Here is a 14,067-nt window from a genome sequence, read left to right on the forward strand (position 1 = left end):
ACCACGCTTTTATAAACGTGGTCTATGAAAATGGTGGCTATGACGGGACTTGAACCTGTGACCCCCGCATTATGAGTGCGGTGCTCTAACCAACTGAGCTACATAGCCAAAACTGTGCGCGTATTATCTATTTCAGGGCACTTCATGTCAAGAAATATCACGCAATAATTGTAAAAAAATTGGTGAAGTGAGCCGATAAGCCGGGTTCTGTCGTGAACGATCATTCCTCTAGGCGTACAATCACTCGTACGCTCAAGCGACCTACCCGAATCCAGCACGGGCCGTGCCTGAAGGATTCCTATTTGGTCTTGCTTCTGGTGGGGTTTACCTTGCCGTGAACTGTTACCAGACACGCGGTGCGCTCTTACCGCACCCTTTCACCCTTACCATCTCTCTTGGTCTCCCCGAAGGGAAATTGCAAAGATGGCGGTCTACTCTCTGCTGCACTTGCCGTCGGCTTTCACCGCCCAGGCGTTACCTGGCACCCTGCCCTACGAAGCCCGGACTTTCCTCCCCTGCTTCAATCACGGAGATCTCCACAGCAGCGATCGTCTGGCTCACTTCGGGGCGTATGCTAACAAATTTCAGCACTAATTGCTGGTGCTTTTTTGTTCAATCAGCTTTTTATATTTTTCCATCAGGTCATCTTGTGATTCCACATGCTGGGGATCATGCGGAATACAGTCGACCGGACAGAACAATTGACATTGTGGCTGATCAAAATGCCCGACACATTCAGTACATAAGTCCGGGTGAATTTCATAAATGACCTCACCCATGAATATCGCCTCATTCGGGCACACCGGCTCACAGACATCACAATTGATGCATTCATCGGTAATATATAAAGACACGTTACCAACCTTGCTGTTGTTTCCGCTTAAAGGCTTCTACCACAGCTTGCGGTACAAACTGCGCGACATCACCATTTAAGCGTGCTATTTCACGTACTAAAGTAGATGAAATAAAAGAATATTGCTCTGAAGGGGTTAGAAATACCGCCTCAAAACTTGCATCCAGGCGGCGGTTCATGTTGGCCAGTTGAAATTCGTACTCAAAGTCAGATACGGCGCGTAATCCACGCAGCACAGCTGTTGCTTTCTGTTCACGGAAAAAATTGACCAACAGACCATCAAAGCCGACAAATTCTACATTAGGCAAATGACTGAGCGATTTTTTTGCTAGTTCCACTCGCTCTTCCAAACTAAAGACTGGATTTTTGTGATGACCAATGGCAATAGCAACCACAACTTCATCAAACATTTTCGCTGCACGTGACACCAAATCGATATGTCCATTGGTAATTGGATCGAAAGTGCCTGGATAAATGACGCGAGATTTAGTCATCCATTTTTACTCTAGTTTTTAGTAGAGCCCTATTTTAACAAAAACTTCTTTTTTTAGTGAACAATCTCCTTACTTTTGAAAAAACTTCACCTCAGAGCGAGTTTGAGGCAAAATAGAACTAATCTTGGAATATGCGTATTATGTCGAAATCAATCGTAGTTAAAAAAAATACTGGTGGCACTATTGCGCAGAACAAGCGTGCTCGCCATGATTATTTTATTGAAGATAAATTCGAAGCCGGGTTGTCTTTACAAGGCTGGGAAGTCAAGTCCTTGCGTGCCGGGCGGATGACCATTACCGAAAGTTATATTCTGTTCAAGAACAATGAAGCGTTTTTATTTGGTGCACAAATCCAGCCCCTGTTATCTGCTTCAACGCATGTGGTGCCTGAAGCCACCCGCACACGCAAATTGCTGCTTTCACGCCGCGAAATTGAAAAACTTTTGGGTGCAGTGAATCAGAAAGGTTATGCCTGTGTACCTTTGGCCTGCTACTGGAAAGGTCCATTAGCCAAACTGGAAATTGCCCTGGTTAAAGGGAAACAGTTACACGATAAACGTGCGACTGAAAAAGACCGGGACTGGCAGCGTGACAAGGCCCGGATTTTCCACAAATAATTTTTACCTGAATTAAAAAACCTCCAGCTGGAGGTTTTTTAATTCAGGTAAAAATCTAAACTTATTTGAATCTGTTTGCTAACAATGCCAGATATTCACCAAACCAGATAGCCGTATCTAGGTCACCTTGCGGTGGTGTCACCTCTACCGGGGCATTATCCGATTGGGTCATCAATCCCAAAAAGCCCGACATCCGGTTCAGGTCCTGCGAACCACGCCCAGTCGGCATCAGCGGCAAACCTGCCCACAGCATGCCGTGCTGCATGGCAAACAGATTGATTTGCTGCAATACTGCCAGTTTATCACCACTCAATCCGCCGCCATTGGTAAAACCCGCTGCAATTTTGCCTTGCCAGGTCCGTGCCAGCCAGCGTTTGGATGACTGCTCCATAAATAGCTTCAAGGCTGAAGTAATACTACCCATATAGGTCGGACAACCGAATATAATGGCATCAGCCTGATCCAAAACATCCCAATCCACATGCTCGATATTCATGCAATGTACCTGAATACCGGTTTGCTTGGCCCCTTGAGCAATGAAAGAAGCGACCTTTGCAGTATGTCCATAGGGGCTGTGATAAACGATAGCAAGAGATTTCGTGGATAAAAGCATATCAATAAAAGCAGTAAGTTTTAATCAACAAGTTTAACAGTTTCAAATCATAAACACGAATGTTGCCATACGACCGGTTTTAGCTGCACGGCGATAGGAAAAATATTCTTCTGCCTGTGTGTAGGAACATTGGTCACCGCCCAGCACAATTTCAACCCCATGTTGCTTTAAAATAAATCGCGCAATGGCATATAAGTCAGCATAAAACTTATCTGCTTTTTCACCCGCTTTAAAAGCAGCTTCCAGTTCAGGGTATTTAGAGCAGAAAGCCTGTTTGACTTCTGCTCCAATTTCAAAACAGGGCTGACTAATCGCAGCGCCCAACCATGCCCAAGTTGGCTGGGTTTGCATGGCAGCAATGGTATTTTCCACAATACCATGGGCCAAGCCTCGCCAGCCGGCATGCAAATTCGCTATCTCCGTTCCATCTGCATTGCCGAGCACGACAGGTAAACAATCCGCAGTCATCATCATTAAGGCATGTGCTTTACGCTGGGTCACCACTCCATCCCCTTCCAGGGCCTGAAAAGGGATTTCTTCATTGATGGTATGACAAATGGTGCTATGGGTTTGCGTCATCCAGGTCACTTTATCGACCCCGAATTCAGCAAACTCCGCCAGTAAAGCCATACGGTGCTGCTGTACACGCTTTGCATCATCACCCACATGCAAGGCCAGGTTAAATCCTGCAAGTTCAGGTTGAGCTGAAGGCTGATTTTTTTCATGATGCACTCGCGTCTGCCCAACACATACACCTTCCGGAAGCCCTTGAACAAATTGCATGTCTATTTCCTTGTGCTTTTCCTTATGATTCATACCCAGCCATAAAACCACTTAATAGGCTTTATTTTCACTGCGCAATACATCAATCAATTGCGCAAAGTCATCTGCCCATGGTGCCTCAAACATCATTTCTTCACCACTACGCGGATGAATCAGTCCGAGTTTGGTTGCATGCAAGGCCTGACGTTTAAAGCCGCGTAAAGTATCGGCCAGTAATTCTGAAGCACCTGCCGGTACACGGACACGGCTCATATACACCGAATCACCGACCAGACCAAAGCCCAGATAACTAAAATGCACACGAATCTGATGGGTACGGCCGGTTTCCAGACGTGCCTGCACACGAGTGAAATGCTGAAAGCGTTCTTTCACGTTGTAATGGGTCACTGCATCTCGACCACCCGGCAACACGGCCATTTTTACTCGATCGACCGGATGGCGCTTAATTGGCTCATCAATCGTACCACCGGCAATAATGTTACCGTACACCACCAAATCATAGAGACGATATACCGATTTCTTCGCCAATTGCTTGCTTAAAGAAAACTGGGCTTCAAGATTTTTCGCTACCACCAGCAAACCGCTGGTGTCTTTATCAATACGGTGTACCAGACCGGCACGAGCCAGTTCAGCAGATTTTGGATAATGATAAAGCAAGGCGTTCACCAGTGTACCGCTGGTATTTCCCGCACCTGGATGAACAACCATACCAACCGGTTTGTTAATGACAATAATATCGTCATCTTCATACACCACATTGAGGGGAATATTTTCCGGCAGGCTTTTGGTTTGAACTTCCAGCTCTACATCCAGCGTGAGCAGCTCATTGCCTTCACATTTATACTTAGGTTTGACAGTGTTACCATTTACCAACAAATGGCCATCTTTCAGCCACTGCTTCAATTTTTCACGAGAAAAATCGCTCCAGACTAGCGCTGCAACCTGATCGATACGTTGCCCTAAATAACTTTCATCCAATTGAAATTGCAACGATAAACGTGTTGCAGTTGAGTCTGAAGTATGGTTATCTGCATCCTCAGAATCTTCAAGTAAATTGAAATCAGTTTCAGGGACATTAGAATTAGAAGATTGTGCTTGACTCATTTGCTCATTCAGACAAAAGTGGTTTAATAGTGCAATTGTAGCTCATTGCCCGTATTAACAGAGGAATTTTTATGTCGTTACCACGTTATAAAATGACAATGCTTGCTTTATCTTTAGGCGTTGCGTCGGCAATAGTGGGCTGTAGCAGTAATCCAAAGAAAGAAGTGGTAGACACAGGACCACAATCTAGCGAACAAGTTTATATTCAAAAAGCTGAAAAAGCCCTTGAACGTGGTCAATATACCGATGCGGCCAAACATCTTGAAGCAATCGATACCTATTATCCAACAGGTGACTATGCCCAACAGGCACAGCTGGAATTGTTATACGTTAAATTTCAACAAAAAGATTATGAAGGCGCAGTTGCCCTGGCTGAGCGTTTTATCCGTTTAAACCCGCAACATCCCAATGTGGACTATGCCTACTATGTTCGTGGTGTCGCGAACATGGAACAAAACTATGATGGCCTATTGCGTTATACCTCATTAAAACAGTCACACCGTGATGTCAGCTATTTAAAAGTGGCTTATCAGAACTTTGTTGATTTCATCCGTCGCTTCCCATCAAGTACTTATGCTGTCGATGCGGCACAGCGTATGAAGTTCATTGGCACGGAGCTGGCTGAAAGTGAAATGAACGCAGCGCGCTTTAATATTAAGCGTAAAGCATGGCTTGCTGCCGTTGAACGTTCACAATGGGTGGTTGAACACTATCCACAAACCCCACAAATTCCTGAAGCTTTAGCAACCATGGCCTATGGATATGACAAATTGGGCGATCAGCAGACTTCACAGCAGTACATTGAAGTGTTAAAGCTGAATTATCCGCATCTGGTCAAAGCTGATGGTAGCGTGAATATGCGTGCTGCACATGGTGAAGGCAGCTGGTTTAACCGCACCACTTTAGGTATTTTTGGCCGCGAAGCGCAAAGCTCGACCGAAGCAGAGCAACAACAAAATGCAGCGCAGAGTGAAAAACGCAGTTTCACTAATCGCATCAGTTTTGGCTTGCTAGACCGTCCTAAAACTGAAAGCAGCATTCCTGCCGCACCAGAGCAACAGCCTCAACAAGAAACACCAACCGAGGCACCAGCATCAGAATAAGCTTGGCTTATCGGTCGCATTTTTATGAAGGGCAAGTTATCATACTTGCCCTTTTGTCATTTCAATGCATCATATTGATCATTTTGCGCAAAAGGTATACAAATTAACTTTTAACCGATGCCGCAATTTTAATATGCGGAAATTCTGACAGCTTATTTGTCAGCCATTTAGATAAATTATCACCCGATTGCATACCTATGGCTATTCCTCAACACACGATTGATCAAATCCTGGATCGCACCGATATTGTCGATCTGATTGGTCAGCGCGTGAAACTCAAGAAAACTGGTCGCACCTATTCAGGTTGCTGCCCTTTTCATCAGGAAAAATCGCCATCTTTCCATGTCTATCGCGACAAGCAATATTTCCATTGTTTTGGCTGTCAGGCCAACGGTAATGCCATCCGCTTTTTAATGGATATTGACGGTCGTAACTTTATTGATGTGATGAAGGATCTATCGAGCCGTACCGGGATTGAACTGCCGAAAGACAATAACGACAGCAATAAAATCAAATATAAACGTGAATCCATAAAACCTGCTGCAGCAACACAGCTGCAAGAACAACCGAAAAACACCATCGATCAAACACCGAATGCAGCGCCTGTAGCACATTTTGATCCTTTTGCAGAATTTCAGGCGCAAGAAACCGAATACTATGATGATCCATTTGCATCTTTTGAACAGATGCCAATGGAAGAAACAGTACAAGACGGCAACCTGTTTGATCTACTGGAAAACATTGCCCAGTATTACCAACGCCAGTTACCGCAAAGTACCAGTGCCCAGCAATATTTCAAGCAACGTGGCTTAAGTGCAGAGACCATTGACTATTGGCGTTTAGGCTATGCGCCAGAAGACTGGCAACATCTGGAAAAAGCTTTTCCACAGGATATTGAAGGCTTAAAACTACTGGGGCTGATCCGTACCAGTGACAATGGACGCGATTTTGACCTGCTGCGTGACCGGGTGATTTTCCCGATCCGGGATGCTAAAGGTCGCGTGGTCGGTTTTGGTGGTCGTGCCTTGAATGACGAAATCAAACCCAAATACATCAACTCGCCGGACTCGGAAGTGTTCCATAAAAACCAGTTGCTGTATGGTTTATATGAAGGCCGAAAACAGAAAGCCCAGGACTGGCTGATGGTTGAAGGTTATATGGATGTGATTGCTTTGCAGCAATATGGCATTTCTGGTGCTGTGGCGACCTTGGGAACAGCCAGTAATACTGAACACCTGAATATTTTATTCAAACAAAACAACCGTATTACCATTGCTTTTGATGGTGATGCTGCCGGACAAAAAGCCGCCCGCCGTACTCTGGAAATTGCGCTGCCGCTACTCAATGATGGCCGTGAACTCAAGTTTTTTGTGTTACCCAATGATCACGACCCGGATTCACTGATTCGCCGTGAAGGTATTGAAAACTTTCACCGCCTGTTACAGCAAGCGCCGTTACTCTCCGATTTTGTTTTTGCACATCTCACCCAGAATCATGATGTGACCAAGCCGGAAGGCAAAAGCCAGGTCATGGGTGAATTACGCCAACTGACCGAACTATTGCCAAAACAGGGGTCGTACCGTTATTTATTGCAGCAGTTCTTTAGAGAAAAACTGGGCTTTAGCCGCAAATGGCAACCGCAAGTCAACAATGACGCATCCTTAAGCTTTAGCACCAAGATTGATGCTGAAGAATATGTCATTGCGATTTTAATGAATCACCCCTATCTGTATATTCATTTTGAACCGCTACGCGCCTTGATTTCTCAGGATCAATTGCTGTTTAAAATTCTAAATATCTTCAATATTATTTTTGATGATTTGCCTGATGATACCGAGCTGTCGCAGTATTATGTCTTAGGTGCATGTGCGCCTTATCACCATGATCTGCAAAATATTTTGCTACATGCCAATGTCAGTGATTACACCTCATCACCGGAGCAGGCAGATAAACTGGCAGAAGATTTTTCCATCAAACTGCAATATCAATGTTTGCAACAAAAACTCAAATCTAAAAAGTTCACCAGCATTGCCGAAATGCGCAACCTGAAACAGAAAATTTACGAGATTGATAAAAAGCGCTCGCTTACCCTGCTGGAAGACTAAGCGAGCGGCTATAATTTAGTATTTATGATTCATGCTTGGTATTACGCCGTTTAGCAAATACATCTTCTAATTGATCACGCATCGATTCAAAACAAGCCGGATCTTCAGCCTTGGCTGCCTGTCGCAACAAGATTGAAGTTGGATGCAGTAGTTTTTGTGTCAGGCGATACGATAATTCCTGCAAAATCTGCTCAGGATTGTCACCACTAGCCAGACGTGAGATTGCCAAAGCCAGTTCTTCTTGCCTGAGTACTTCACCCTGTTCACGATAAGCTTGAATGGTACTGCCAGCTTTTTTGATTTTTTCCTGGGTCAGCATTTCTGTAACTAACTGATTGACCATTACCTCGGCTTCAACCGCAGCCTGGCGACGTTGGGCAAGATTATCGTCAATCACACTTTGCAGGTCGTCCACTCCATACAAATAAACGCCATCCAGAGATTCTACTTTGGGATCAATATCACGCGGAACGGCCAAATCGACCAACAGCATTTGTTGATAACGACGTTTTTTCAACGCTGTTTTAACATCTTGATATGAAATGACCTGATGCAGACTTCCGGTACAGCTTGAAATGACGTCTGCGCGGTGTAAATTTGCAGCCAACTCAGAGAATTCAATAATTTCCACATCAACGCGATGGGCAATTTCCTGTGCCAGATTTTCTGCACGCGCGTGGGTTCGGTTGCAAATCAGGACTTTCCCCACTCCCATTTCCGCTAAATGCTTCGCCACCAGGCTGTTCATTTCCCCTGCAGCCACCACCATCACAGTCAGTTTTTCAGGTTTACTAAACACCTGAAGTGCAAGTTGGGCAACGGCATAGCCCATCGAAACAGCATGACTCCCCACTGCTGTTTCCGAGCGCACACGTTTGGCTGCATAAAAGGCGTATTCAAAAATTCGGTTTAAATCCGGAGAAACGGTATGTGCATCTTTAGCCAGAGACAATGCAGATTTCACCTGCCCCAAAATTTGCGGTTCACCTAGCATCAGCGAATCCAGACCACTGGCTACCCGCATTAAATGGGTCACTGCCTGCGCATTTTCGTAACGATATACATGATTAAACAATTGTTTAACATCTAAGTCATTTGCTTCGGCGAGCCAATTCATTACCATGTCCGCATTTTCAGACATGGCATAAACTTCGGTGCGGTTACATGTAGAGACCACCACCATATCATTCAAGTCATGGTTTTGGCTTTGCAGGGCAAGCAGGTGCATTAATTTTTCAGGATTAAATGCAATCTGCTCACGCAGCTCTACAGAGGCGGTTTGATGGTTGACACCCAATGCAAAGAAAGACATATCAGATCATCATTTCGCTAAATTTATGCTATTGTGCAGTATTGGTGTCATAAAAAGCATTACTTGGATCAAGAAAAATTGCGTCAAACAAATAGCCGGATAAACGGCGCGACAATTAAGCAATATTCTACCACATTCTTACTTGTGGGTAGCATGGCTTACAGTGCTCATATTAGAGCATCTGGAGAAATTTATCATGCCAATTCAAATTATAATGCCATAAAACAAAGCATGATTGCTGAATTTGCACTGACCTATCAGGACATTCCCACAGCATTACACAACTACACCGTGCTTGCAATTAAAAGCAATTCCACCACGGTTAAACAGCGCGCCTTAAATGTTGCGATTGAACAGAATGATCTAAAAGCAGCCCTGGATATTGCAACCCATTGGGTGGTGCAAGAACCGACCGATGTGCCGGCTTTATTTTATCTTTCACATATTGCCTTAAAAGCCCATGAATATGAACTCGCCGCAGAAACGCTGGACAAAATTTTAAATATTGACCCCAATGCAGACCTGGAAAAAATTCTGGCCGGAATTGCCCCTGAAGACCCTGAAGATCGGGATTTTCTGATTGATGCCTTGCGTAAAAGTAAAGAACGGGATAATCCTTCCGTACTGGTACTGATTGCAGGCTTGGAAGCACAAAACGGGCAACTGGAGCATGCCCTGACCACCATTAGTCGTGCCTTAAAAAAGCGTGCCAATGTGACCGGCTTTATTTTAATGAAGGCCAATTTGCTCAGTGCCTTGGGCGATGATGAAGCAACCCTAAAATGGTACGACAAAGCCAGCCGCAAACATAAAAACAATATCGAAGTTCGCTTAGCGGAAATTAAATATCTGATTAAATTAAATAAGTCAGAAGAAGCTCTCAATAAACTTGAAGCCCTGTTAAAAAAATGGCCGCATGAAGAAGAAGCGCTGTTTATTGCCGGTTTAACCAGTATTGACTTAGAACAATATGAAAAAGCTGAAAAATATTTAGTTGAGCTGCGATATTCCACGCAATATCAAAATGAGGCCTATTATTATCTGGCAGTCAATGCCGAACGAAAGCAGCATTTTGAAACCGCAAAAGCCTATTACCGTCTGGTGGATGGCAGCCTGTACACAGTTTCGCGCCGCAACATGGTTAATATTTTTACTGCCCAGAACCAGCCCACTGATGCCCTGCGCTTCCTGACTCAGGAACGGGTCAATTATCCGCAATATGCCAGTTTCCTGTACCAGGCTCAGGCTGATATTTTAAAACGCATGGACAATAAAAAAGCAGCCATGCGCCTGCTGGATGAAGCCATTAAAAACGTCCCGGATGACCCGGAACTAATTTACTCCGAAGTGTTATTACTTGATGCTTTTCAAGACAAAGATAAACTGGATAAATTATTGAAAAAATTACTGGAAATAGAACCCAATAGCCCGACTTACCTCAATGCCTATGCCTATACGCTTGCCCTGCAAAACCGGCGTTTAGATGAAGCCCGCAAGTATGTTGAACATGCTCTGGAATTTGCTCCGGAACAGGCCTCTATTTTAGATACTTTAGGCTATATCACTTATTTACAAAATGACTTTAAAACTTCAGCTCAAGTATTAGAGCAAGCCTACCAATTAAGTCAAAATGTGAAAATTGGTGTACGTTATGCAAAATCTTTATACATGCAAGGTGAGCTGACAAAATTTAGTAAAGTGTTACAACAATTACAAAAAAATCATCCGAATGATCCGCAATTAGAGCAATTGAAATCGTTACTGTTACCGCAACAAATGAAAAAGAGTTAACTATCTGTATGCACATTTTTTCAAAATTCAGTTTAAGCCTGATTGCAGCAAGCACGCTAATCCTGAGCGGTTGCCAACAATACACCCAGCCTCAAGCACCGAATGTGGCTCAAATTCCAGAAGCTGCGAAGAATTTTAATCTGCAAGGTAAAATTGGGGTAAGAACTCCGGGACAATCTGGCAGTGCCTTTTTTACCTGGGTACAACAGCAGGATGCATTCGACATCGAATTAAGCGGAATTTTGGGCGTGGGTAAAACCCAGATTTCCGGTCAACCGGGTAATGTCACCCTCAATAGTGCAAAAACCGGGTTGATTACAGCGGATACTCCGGAAGAGTTACTGGAGCGTGCCACAGGCTGGCAAGCCCCGATTACTCATTTAGTCGATTGGGTTCAGGCCAAACCGGCAACTATGCTGGCAAAAATCAGTAAAGATGAGCAAAACCGCCCCATCCAGTTCTTGGAAGATGGCTGGATAGTAGATCTCAGTTATAACGAGCAAGCCCAGTTACCGAACAAGCTAGTTTTAAAACATCTGCTTGAATCCGGTCAGGAAAACCGTATTACAATGCTCATTCAAAACCGTTAAGCCTATTCAAAAGTTTAAAATTCTATGATTCGTGTTCCCTCTCCTGCCAAGCTTAATCTTTTTTTGCATATCACCGGCCGTCGTGACGACGGCTACCATGAATTGCAAAGCATTTTTCAGCTCATTGACCTGTATGACTGGCTGGAATTTAGCCAAACAGCAAGTCCTGAAATTAGTATTGATGGACTAAACAGCGTTGATTTGGAACAGAACCTGATTTTCAAGGCAACACAGATTTTAAAGCCGTATGCAACAGCATATTCAGGCTTAAATATCCGCATTGAAAAAAATATTCCTATGGGTGCTGGACTTGGCGGGGGGTCATCCAATGCGGCCACCACCCTCATTGTGGTCAATCAGTTATGGCAATGTGGCTTAAGTATTGAGCAGTTAGCCGAACTGGGACTCAAATTAGGTGCCGATGTTCCAGTTTTTGTCCATGGTCGGAATGCCTGGGCGGAAGGTATTGGTGAACACTTAACATTCATAGACTTAGATCAAAAACAATACATTGTGTTAAAACCTGATTGTTTTATCAGCACTCAATTGCTTTTTTCACAAAAAACGTTGACAAGAGACACGAAGCCTACTAAATTTTGCGCCTATCAGTTAAAGCCATTTAACTTTGGAAATAACTTTGAGCCTTTGGCAAAAAGCCTATATCCTGAGGTAAATGAAGCGATGCAGTATTTAGACCAGTTCGGTGTTGCAAAACTTACAGGTACAGGTGCTTGTGTTTTTACTGAAGTAACCGCTGACATGAATATTGATGAGATTTTAGCTCATTTGCCTTGTAAAGCTTACTTGGTCAATAGTTTAAATGAATCACCATTACGTCATTTCAAGGTTATATGATAGGGGCGTCGCCAAGTGGTAAGGCACCGGGTTTTGATCTCGGCATCCGTTGGTTCGAATCCAGCCGCCCCTGCCATCATATTCATCTGTAGATTACTGTATTAGGGGCGTCGCCAAGTGGTAAGGCACCGGGTTTTGATCTCGGCATCCGTTGGTTCGAATCCAGCCGCCCCTGCCATTTAAACTTATGGTTTAAATCACAATACAGCAATCAAATTTAGGGGCGTCGCCAAGTGGTAAGGCACCGGGTTTTGATCTCGGCATCCGTTGGTTCGAATCCAGCCGCCCCTGCCATTTTCTCAAAAAAGACAGAACAGAATTTGCATGTTCATTTGTTAATTCACCTTGACACAGAACCGCAAAAATATTAAAGTTCTGCCGCATTAGGGGCGTCGCCAAGTGGTAAGGCACCGGGTTTTGATCTCGGCATCCGTTGGTTCGAATCCAGCCGCCCCTGCCATCTATTTTCAAACATTCCAACCGCCAAGGGTGCTTCATGCCCAATCTTGTCGTTTTTAGTGGAACTGCACATCCACAATTCGCCCAAAAAGTCGTAAGCCATCTGCACATCCCTTTAGGTGCAGCATCTGTAGGTCAATTTTCTGACGGTGAAATCGCTGTCGAAATTACTGAAAATGTTCGTGGTAAAGACGTATTCCTAGTACAGCCTACTTGCGCCCCAACGAATGACAACCTGATGGAAGTCCTTGTTATGGCTGATGCTTTGCGTCGTGCAAGTGCAGGTCGTATTACTGCTGTCATCCCTTACTTCGGATATGCTCGTCAAGACCGTCGTCCTCGTTCAAGCCGTGTGCCAATCACCGCAAAAGTTGTCGCAGACATGCTGACAACTGTTGGTATTGACCGCGTAGTAATGATCGACCTTCATGCTGACCAGATTCAAGGTTTCTTCGATATCCCTGTAGACAACATCTACGGTACTCCTGCATTACTTGCTGATCTTCGTCAACAGCAACACCATAACCTAATGGTTGTTTCTCCAGACGTTGGTGGTGTAGTTCGTGCACGTGCTGTAGCGAAACAAATGGGTGATATCGATCTTGCAATCATCGATAAACGTCGTCAAAAAGCCAATGAATCACAAGTGATGCATTTGATTGGTGATGTAAAAGATCGTGACTGCGTCATCGTGGATGACATGGTGGATACAGCAGGTACTTTATGTAAAGCTGCTGATGCACTGAAACAGTTTGGTGCGCGCCGTGTAGTTGCCTATGCAACTCACCCAGTACTTTCTGGTAAAGCAATTGAGAACTTGAAAAACTCTGTAATCGACGAGCTCGTTGTTACGGATACCATTCCTCTTTCTCAAGAAGCTCAAGAACTTGGTAAGATTCGCCAAGTTTCAGTCGCCAGCATGGTTGCTGAAACAATTCGTCGTATTAACAACGAAGAATCTATTAGCGCAATGTTTGATTCTTATCTATAATATAGCGCTAAATTTTCAAAACCCTGCCTTTAGCAGGGTTTTCTATCGCTGAGCTGGTCGAAAACTCAGCTTAATTAAACTTAAATTAGGAATGTCTATCATGGCAAACTTCGTATTAAACGCAGCAGCACGTGAAGAAGCAGTACAAGGGAAAGGTTCGAGCCGCCGCCTTCGTCTTCAAAGCAAAGTACCAGCAATCATCTACGGTGGTGCTGCTGAACCTGTAGCGGTTACTTTAGAACTTCGTGAACTTGTTAAAGCACTTGAAGACAACGCTTTCTTTGAAGAAGTTGTTGAAATCAAAGTTGGTGACAAAGTTGAAAGCGTTAAAATCCAAGCTTTACAACGTCACCCAGCTAAAAACACTCCAATGCACGCTGACTTTAAACGCGCATAA

The 14,067-nt window shown here is 44.2% G+C and carries 14 protein-coding genes, 5 tRNA genes and 1 other RNA gene; 12 read left to right on the plus strand and 8 right to left on the minus strand.

Features of this window, described 5'->3' with window-relative positions; translation table 11 throughout:
* Nucleotides 1-31 precede the first annotated feature (31 nt).
* From ACE01T_RS02395 to coaD, 4 genes are all read right to left on the minus strand, one after another.
* Nucleotides 32-108: transfer RNA gene (locus tag ACE01T_RS02395), tRNA-Met, on the minus strand.
* A gap of 72 nt (nt 109-180) precedes the next feature.
* Nucleotides 181-564, minus strand: an RNA gene (gene rnpB / locus ACE01T_RS02400) — RNase P RNA component class A.
* Between the two features lie 26 nt (nt 565-590).
* Nucleotides 591-854, minus strand: coding sequence for a YfhL family 4Fe-4S dicluster ferredoxin (locus ACE01T_RS02405; RefSeq protein ID WP_180042373.1), 264 nt, complete (start codon nt 852-854; stop codon nt 591-593).
* A gap of 1 nt (nt 855) precedes the next feature.
* Nucleotides 856-1,347, minus strand: coding sequence for a pantetheine-phosphate adenylyltransferase (gene coaD, locus ACE01T_RS02410; protein WP_086196830.1), 492 nt, complete (start codon nt 1,345-1,347; stop codon nt 856-858).
* A 140-nt stretch (nt 1,348-1,487) separates the two neighbouring features.
* On the opposite strand from coaD, the gene smpB reads away from it, so the two are divergent.
* Nucleotides 1,488-1,964, plus strand: coding sequence for an SsrA-binding protein SmpB (gene smpB, locus ACE01T_RS02415; protein ID WP_086196831.1), 477 nt, complete (start codon nt 1,488-1,490; stop codon nt 1,962-1,964).
* Between the two features lie 61 nt (nt 1,965-2,025).
* Here the strand turns inward: smpB and ACE01T_RS02420 are convergent, their stop codons facing one another.
* From ACE01T_RS02420 to rluD, 3 genes are read right to left on the minus strand one after another with little or no spacing between them, the layout of a single operon-like run.
* Nucleotides 2,026-2,577, minus strand: a complete 552-nt coding sequence (locus ACE01T_RS02420; RefSeq protein ID WP_166170375.1) for a flavodoxin family protein — start codon at nt 2,575-2,577, stop codon at nt 2,026-2,028.
* Between the two features lie 42 nt (nt 2,578-2,619).
* Nucleotides 2,620-3,360, minus strand: coding sequence for a peptidoglycan editing factor PgeF (gene pgeF / locus ACE01T_RS02425; RefSeq protein ID WP_180042374.1), 741 nt, complete (start codon nt 3,358-3,360; stop codon nt 2,620-2,622).
* Between the two features lie 51 nt (nt 3,361-3,411).
* Nucleotides 3,412-4,464 (minus strand): 23S rRNA pseudouridine(1911/1915/1917) synthase RluD, encoded by a 1,053-nt coding sequence (rluD, locus tag ACE01T_RS02430; protein ID WP_180042376.1) that lies wholly within the window; start codon nt 4,462-4,464, stop codon nt 3,412-3,414.
* Nucleotides 4,465-4,535: 71 nt separating this feature from the next.
* On the opposite strand from rluD, the gene ACE01T_RS02435 reads away from it, so the two are divergent.
* Nucleotides 4,536-5,567, plus strand: a complete 1,032-nt coding sequence (locus ACE01T_RS02435) for an outer membrane protein assembly factor BamD (protein ID WP_180042378.1) — start codon at nt 4,536-4,538, stop codon at nt 5,565-5,567.
* 197 nt (nt 5,568-5,764) lie between these two features.
* Entirely contained in the window at nt 5,765-7,672 is a 1,908-nt protein-coding gene (locus tag ACE01T_RS02440) for a DNA primase (protein WP_180042380.1), read from the plus strand.
* A gap of 22 nt (nt 7,673-7,694) precedes the next feature.
* Here the strand turns inward: ACE01T_RS02440 and hemA are convergent, their stop codons facing one another.
* Nucleotides 7,695-8,984: a glutamyl-tRNA reductase gene (hemA, locus tag ACE01T_RS02445; protein WP_180042382.1), complete on the minus strand. Its 1,290-nt coding sequence runs from the start codon at nt 8,982-8,984 to the stop codon at nt 7,695-7,697.
* A 78-nt stretch (nt 8,985-9,062) separates the two neighbouring features.
* Between hemA and ACE01T_RS02450 the strand changes: the two genes are divergently transcribed.
* The 9 genes from ACE01T_RS02450 to rplY all read left to right on the plus strand — a co-directional run bounded on the left by ACE01T_RS02450 (nt 9,063) and on the right by rplY (nt 14,067).
* Nucleotides 9,063-10,775, plus strand: coding sequence for a tetratricopeptide repeat protein (locus ACE01T_RS02450; protein ID WP_180042384.1), 1,713 nt, complete (start codon nt 9,063-9,065; stop codon nt 10,773-10,775).
* Between the two features lie 8 nt (nt 10,776-10,783).
* Nucleotides 10,784-11,365: a lipoprotein insertase outer membrane protein LolB gene (lolB, locus tag ACE01T_RS02455; protein WP_180042387.1), complete on the plus strand. Its 582-nt coding sequence runs from the start codon at nt 10,784-10,786 to the stop codon at nt 11,363-11,365.
* 24 nt (nt 11,366-11,389) lie between these two features.
* The gene (ispE, locus tag ACE01T_RS02460) at nt 11,390-12,220 is read left to right on the plus strand and encodes a 4-(cytidine 5'-diphospho)-2-C-methyl-D-erythritol kinase (protein ID WP_180042389.1); all 831 of its coding nucleotides are present in this window, start codon (nt 11,390-11,392) and stop codon (nt 12,218-12,220) included.
* 1 nt (nt 12,221) lies between these two features.
* Nucleotides 12,222-12,296: transfer RNA gene (locus tag ACE01T_RS02465), tRNA-Gln, on the plus strand.
* A gap of 27 nt (nt 12,297-12,323) precedes the next feature.
* Nucleotides 12,324-12,398, plus strand: a tRNA-Gln gene (locus tag ACE01T_RS02470).
* A 41-nt stretch (nt 12,399-12,439) separates the two neighbouring features.
* A tRNA-Gln gene (locus tag ACE01T_RS02475) sits at nt 12,440-12,514 on the plus strand.
* A 91-nt stretch (nt 12,515-12,605) separates the two neighbouring features.
* Nucleotides 12,606-12,680, plus strand: a tRNA-Gln gene (locus tag ACE01T_RS02480).
* A gap of 36 nt (nt 12,681-12,716) precedes the next feature.
* The gene (locus ACE01T_RS02485; protein ID WP_086196840.1) at nt 12,717-13,670 is read left to right on the plus strand and encodes a ribose-phosphate pyrophosphokinase; all 954 of its coding nucleotides are present in this window, start codon (nt 12,717-12,719) and stop codon (nt 13,668-13,670) included.
* A gap of 100 nt (nt 13,671-13,770) precedes the next feature.
* Nucleotides 13,771-14,067, plus strand: a complete 297-nt coding sequence (gene rplY / locus ACE01T_RS02490; RefSeq protein WP_086196841.1) for a 50S ribosomal protein L25 — start codon at nt 13,771-13,773, stop codon at nt 14,065-14,067.

The sequence above is a fragment of the Acinetobacter uliginosus genome, from assembly GCF_044130295.1.
Classification (GTDB): Bacteria; Pseudomonadota; Gammaproteobacteria; order Pseudomonadales; family Moraxellaceae; genus Acinetobacter.

What these genes read in the sequence shown, in the direction of transcription:
- rplY (WP_086196841.1), top strand. Translation starts at nt 13,771, where the DNA reads ATGGCAAACTTCGTATTAAACGCAGCAGCACGTGAAGAAGCAGTACAA.
- ACE01T_RS02485 (WP_086196840.1), top strand. Translation starts at nt 12,717, where the DNA reads ATGCCCAATCTTGTCGTTTTTAGTGGAACTGCACATCCACAATTCGCC.
- ACE01T_RS02440 (WP_180042380.1), top strand. Translation starts at nt 5,765, where the DNA reads ATGGCTATTCCTCAACACACGATTGATCAAATCCTGGATCGCACCGAT.
- pgeF (WP_180042374.1), bottom strand. Translation starts at nt 3,360, where the DNA reads ATGCAATTTGTTCAAGGGCTTCCGGAAGGTGTATGTGTTGGGCAGACG.
- coaD (WP_086196830.1), bottom strand. Translation starts at nt 1,347, where the DNA reads ATGACTAAATCTCGCGTCATTTATCCAGGCACTTTCGATCCAATTACC.
- hemA (WP_180042382.1), bottom strand. Translation starts at nt 8,984, where the DNA reads ATGTCTTTCTTTGCATTGGGTGTCAACCATCAAACCGCCTCTGTAGAG.
- lolB (WP_180042387.1), top strand. Translation starts at nt 10,784, where the DNA reads ATGCACATTTTTTCAAAATTCAGTTTAAGCCTGATTGCAGCAAGCACG.
- smpB (WP_086196831.1), top strand. Translation starts at nt 1,488, where the DNA reads ATGTCGAAATCAATCGTAGTTAAAAAAAATACTGGTGGCACTATTGCG.
- ispE (WP_180042389.1), top strand. Translation starts at nt 11,390, where the DNA reads ATGATTCGTGTTCCCTCTCCTGCCAAGCTTAATCTTTTTTTGCATATC.
- rluD (WP_180042376.1), bottom strand. Translation starts at nt 4,464, where the DNA reads ATGAGTCAAGCACAATCTTCTAATTCTAATGTCCCTGAAACTGATTTC.
- ACE01T_RS02420 (WP_166170375.1), bottom strand. Translation starts at nt 2,577, where the DNA reads ATGCTTTTATCCACGAAATCTCTTGCTATCGTTTATCACAGCCCCTAT.
- ACE01T_RS02435 (WP_180042378.1), top strand. Translation starts at nt 4,536, where the DNA reads ATGTCGTTACCACGTTATAAAATGACAATGCTTGCTTTATCTTTAGGC.